The sequence below is a fragment of the Vibrio sp. 1180_3 genome (genome assembly GCF_029478545.1).
GTDB classification, from domain to species: Bacteria; Pseudomonadota; Gammaproteobacteria; order Enterobacterales; family Vibrionaceae; genus Vibrio; species Vibrio aestuarianus.
Genome location: NZ_SJFM01000293.1, coordinates 1 through 253 on the forward strand (window position 1 = coordinate 1; position 253 = coordinate 253).

General features: G+C 45.8%; 1 pseudogene. It reads left to right on the forward strand.

Annotation, left to right across the window (positions count from 1 at the left end):
* Positions 1–191: pseudogene (locus EYW48_RS21895) on the forward strand (hypothetical protein); the annotation flags it as partial.
* Positions 192–253 lie beyond the last annotated feature (62 nt).

A 253-nucleotide genomic window follows, 5' to 3' on the forward strand; every position in this document is an offset into this window, starting at 1 on the left:
CTGAAGATGAAGCACTGTTGGCGTTAGAGCACTTTGGTGATAAATGGGATGACAAGTACCCTCAAATCAGTCGCTCATGGACGGCTCATTGGGATAATCTCAATACTCTGTTCAGCTACCCTCAAGAGTATGCGCCCCATAATCCCACGGGGCGTTTTAGTGTGAGAAGTTCCAAGGAAGCAGTGAGTTGATATCAGGCTCTGGCTTTGCCAGTTCTTTCATACATTTGACCATGTAATCGTAGAGTATCAGT